Origin of the sequence: Clostridium estertheticum (assembly GCF_018861295.1) — a bacterium.
Lineage (GTDB): Bacteria > Bacillota > Clostridia > Clostridiales > Clostridiaceae > Clostridium_AD > Clostridium_AD estertheticum_D.
The window spans coordinates 1-4,327 of the sequence record NZ_JAHLDM010000061.1 but is presented as its reverse complement, the minus strand read 5'-3'; the positions used below and the strand labels follow the sequence as shown (position 1 = coordinate 4,327).

The window sequence follows — 4,327 nt, the reverse complement described above, 5'->3', positions numbered from 1 at the left end:
AGTGATAGGTCCCATAGCATACATATCTTTGTCTTCTATCATAGATACTTCAGCACCATATTTCTCAAGCTCAAACATTTTTTCCATTAGTATAGAAGTAACTCCACCGTCAGATACAAGTAAAATTTTTGTCTTTTTCATAATAATTCAGTCTCCTTTTTTTTATGATTTGCGTTGCAAGAAACAAAATAAATCAATATAATATTTTGCAACAAAAAAATTCGACTAAAAGCTATCATAAATACAATAGCTTTTAGTCGAATTCAATTTCACTATTCAACTAGTTATTTTGTTTTCTGAAAGACTTACAAAGTATATATTAATATATTAAGTAAGTTTATAATATGATTGTATACGATTTCTTTTTATTTGTCAATGCTTATATTTACCTAAATTAATTTCTGTAAATTGTAATGTAAAATATTCAAATTACCTCATATTTATCTTTACTCGTAAGTTCTGGAAACCAAATTCTAATTTCACGTTCTACGCTATCTATACTATCAGAGGCATGAACTAAATTTTGAGTTTTATCTATTGTGAACTTCCCTCTTATACTTCCAAGTTCTGCTTTTACAGGGTCCTTATTTCCATTGAGTTTTCGTACTAAGTCAATAGCTTTTTCACCCATTAAGATTATTGCGCATATTCTACCTTCAGTGATATAATTTATTAATTCTTCAAAATATTCTTTTCCTTCATGTTCACCGTAATGGTTTTTAGCGGTGTCTTTTGTAGCAGTAAGCATTTTTAATGCTACAATTTCTAATGATTTATCCTCATAATAATCAAGGATTTTTCCAATTAATCCACGTTTAACTCCATCAGGTTTAATTAAAACCAAAGTTCTTTCCATTTAAATTCACCTCCCTGCTTATTTTATGAAAACAAATATAATTGATTATATACAATTTCTTTTTATTTGCCAATACTTATATTTAACTATTCATTTTAGATAGACGAGTGTAATTATATTCTATAAATTTGTATTTTGAATAATATTTATAAATTCACTTTGGCTTTTAGCTGCCAGTAAACCAGAAACTATTTCAGGTTGCTTAAGCATTTTAAATAAATCAGTTACTGCATCACTATCATTATTATTAATTGCAGGTATACATATAAATTTAACTTTTCTTCCATCTTCATCCCAAACGATTTCATCTTTCATTGTGGCAAATACCAAACAAGAAGTATTTAAATAAACCGCTAACCCATGTGGTATTCCAATATTACCCTTAAAATACGTGCTATTTAAGTTCTCGCGTTCTAAAACAGAATTAAGGTATTCTTTTTTTACATAACCTTTGTTGAAAAGGAGCATACAAATCTTTTTTATAACTTCCTGTTTTGACTTGCATTTTAGATCAAGCATAATTAAATCCTCATTAAGCAAATTTTTAAGATTATAATAATGTTTTTGCTTTAATATGCAATCAAAGTAATTTTTATTATCTTTAATAAAGTTACCATCAAATGGTATAAATTTTATTCCATCTATTCCTGGATTAATAGTGCCTACAATTGCAACAATATTATACTTTTTCTTTAGATTGTCTATGTTTTGATTTAAGTCATCATCTAAGAGCCCTAAATTAATTATTGAAACATCTTCATATTTAGCAGCCAATTCATCTCGTATTTTAATTGCTATACCTCTGCCTGTAAGACACATAGCTATTAAAGCTGAAGGCTTTTTAGAATCATTAAAAGAAACCATGGGTACCTTATATTTAGAATTAATTAACGAATAATAAATATCATCTAAACTTTCTTCAGCAATATATACCTTTCGTACAGCATCCAACACCGTGAGAAGATCAACTCTATCAATAGTGCGCGTTTCTATACCAGTTCTTTTATTAACTATATCTCCAACATTTATCAATGAACCCATATCTGAAAGAAATAGTATTCCACCACCATTATTTAATATTTTTGAAATTTCTATAGTTTTTTCAAATATCTTTGAAGGACTAACATCAAGAGGCATATCTATTGCTATAGGAAAGTCCACATCCATTAATTTATTTACTACGTTTACCATTTCTGTAGCTACTTTCCCATGGCATAATATAATAAGCCCTATTTTATCTTTTTTATGTTTTGTTTTAAGAAGTTCTTTTATATACATTGCAATAAAACAAGTTTCATCCTCAGGTATTTTGACTTTTTCTTCTTTTTCAAGTTCAATTACAAGCTCACACGCAAGATTAAACTCTACTTTTATTTTTTCCTTTATATAGATAATATTAGGATTATATATTTCTGAATTAAATCGTATCCTCTTTATAGCTTCATTTATATGCATCCCAAGATTTAAAATTAATCTTTTATTAATTGTTTTATTAGGGTATTTAAGTTTTAAATTCTTTAGGAAGTTTTCAAGGATAACTATAATTTTATCACTAATAATATATTTGAAATTATCAAGGTCATTAAAATCACTACTTTCCTTTGAATCTGACCCTATCTTATTAAAATTATCAAGAATAAATATCCACAATATTTTGTTCATTTCATCTAAAGACATATGTAATTTTTTAAGCTCATTATACTTTTCCTCAATTTTTACATAAATATCTTCTGGTAAAGAATATTTGGTATCTTTTATAATATTATTATCGTTTATTTTAGGTATAAATACGTTATCATTTAAAGAAATATTAATTTCTGACAAACTATTATTATTTGAATTAGTTTCATCACCAAAAAAATTATTATACAATATTTCATTAAATCCAATGTTCATTTCGCCTTTTATATTGTTAATATTCTCTACATAGGCATTAGCACATACAACTTGAATTTCACTTCTAAGTTGACCTACATTTCCTCTATAGTTTTTTAATGCAAACGTTTTAATTATTTTCCCATCTATAAAAATTTTACAATTAATTCTGTTACATTCTTCCTGAAAAAAACTATTTATAAGTTGAATTCTTTCTCTAATTGGCCTAACATTTAATGAAGGAACAGAAATAAGCATTGGTATTCTTCTTCTAAAACTGACTAGTAAAGAAGAGTCTATATTTTCAGTTGTAGCTCCTATAAAAAAAATATTAACTTTTCTTTCATTAGATGTTTCACCAAGTCTTCTAAATTGTCCCCTATCAAGAAGAGAAAATAACATCTCTTGACCTTTAGGTGGCAATCTATGTATCTCATCTAAAAAAAGCACTCCATTATTAGCATTTTCAACTAGACCTACCGTATCATTATCTGCACCGGTAAATGATCCTTTTTTATGACCATAAAGAATTGAAAGTAAAAGTTGAGGATTATCTCCATAATCAGCACAATTTAATACTTTAAAAGGGGCATTTTCCTTTACTATTTTTTGTTGTAGCGCATATCTATACATAAATTCAGCAAAAAGAGTTTTACCTGTACCACTTTCTCCAATTATCAAAGTTGGAAGACCAAAAGGAGGATATGATATAGAGGCTATAGCGCGTGTAATACATTTTTTAAGACTTCCATCAAAACCTACTAATTTGCTAAAAGAATTATTACTATTATATTCTTGTAAATCTTCATTAGTTTCTGGTGAGTTGTTGTTATTATCACAATCATTTAGTATTTTAGATACATAATTTTTGGAAACATCAAAACCAAGCCTATTAAGGTTAAAAGTGAGCAGTTTTAGATTTATATCAACATCCTTAGTTTTAATTGATTTTATAGCCTCAATTATAGCAGGCTTTCTTCTTTCTCTAGAATTTAAAATTTTAAGTTCACATCTACAATTGCTAACCGTCTCTCTTAAAATAGAAAGCCTTTGTGCGATTTCGTTATCACTTAAAGGATTTCTACTGTCCTCATTTCCAATTATTTCTTTAACTTTATTCATGTTATCATTTGTCATTGATTTACACCTCATATCTAAAATAAAATTAACTTTAATAATACAAATTGTTATTCGTTTAAATAAAGTGATATAAATTAAATAACAACTTGCATCTAATATTATTCTACAATATACAAACAAAATACTCTACTTTTTTATTTTTTTATTATACTTTTAACCTTTATACAAATATCAATAATATTTTAATAGTTTAAAAGTTTAATATTAAAAATTATTTTTCATCAATTTCTAATATTTCAGAAATAAATATTTTATAAGCCTCTTCTGTTGATGAAGTAGTGTACAATCTTTCTGTTTTATCCTCATGTTTACAAAAATTAACTATATCTCTTAAATAATTAATATGGTTGTTTTCTCCTTTAAGAGCAAGCATAAAAATTATGCCAACATCTATTTCACTTTTATCATCTTCCATTTTACAAAATTTAATTGTTTTTTTAGAAATCCCCATTATGA

General features: G+C 26.3%; 3 protein-coding genes. All 3 read right to left on the bottom strand.

Annotated features, from left to right (window positions below; all coding sequences use genetic code 11):
- Positions 1 to 424: 424 nt before the first annotated feature.
- Positions 425 to 856, bottom strand: a complete 432-nt coding sequence (gene ndk, locus KPL54_RS25500) for a nucleoside-diphosphate kinase (protein ID WP_216109287.1) — start codon at positions 854 to 856, stop codon at positions 425 to 427.
- A gap of 120 nt (positions 857 to 976) precedes the next feature.
- A complete protein-coding gene (locus KPL54_RS25495; protein ID WP_216109286.1) occupies positions 977 to 3,868 on the bottom strand; it encodes a sigma 54-interacting transcriptional regulator in 2,892 nt (963 codons plus the stop codon).
- Between the two features lie 214 nt (positions 3,869 to 4,082).
- Positions 4,083 to 4,327: PTS sugar transporter subunit IIA (locus tag KPL54_RS25490; protein WP_216109285.1), on the bottom strand; the 245-nt coding region annotated here is incomplete at its 5' end.